Origin of the sequence: Mycobacterium helveticum, from assembly GCF_007714205.1 — a bacterium.
GTDB classification, from domain to species: Bacteria; Actinomycetota; Actinomycetes; order Mycobacteriales; family Mycobacteriaceae; genus Mycobacterium; species Mycobacterium helveticum.
Window position 1 is genome coordinate 1 of sequence record NZ_VMQU01000368.1, and the last position, 458, is coordinate 458.

Genomic DNA, 458 nt, shown 5'->3' on the forward strand with positions numbered 1-458 from the left:
TAGATCGCCCGCATCGCCGTGGCGACCTTTTTGCGGTCCTTATAGGACACGAACCGCATCGCATTGCGGATCACGTGCACGACGCAGGTTTGCACCACGGTGTCGGGGTAGATCGAGCGGATCGCATCAGGCAGGCCGGTCAAACCGTCGCAGCAGGCGATCAGGATGTCGCGCACCCCACGGTTGCGCAGGTCGATGACGACCTTCTGCCAAAACTTCGCCCCCTCCGAGTCCTGGATCCAGCAGCCCAGGGCATGTTTGCGGCCCTCCAGGTCCACCCCAATGGCCAGATAGGCCACCTTGGTGGTGATGACCCCGTTGTCGCCGATCCGCAGCCGCAGACCGTCGATGTAGAGGATCGGGTAGACCTCATCGAGCGGCCGCGACTGCCAGGCCTTGATCTCATCGACGACGACCTCGGTGATATTGGAGATCAATTCCCGCGACACGGCAGCCCC

1 protein-coding gene is annotated in these 458 nt (G+C 62.7%); it reads right to left on the reverse strand.

The window, feature by feature from the left end:
* Window positions 1-458 (reverse strand): IS256 family transposase (locus tag FPZ47_RS27960; protein WP_210420063.1); only part of this gene is annotated, 458 nt, incomplete at both ends.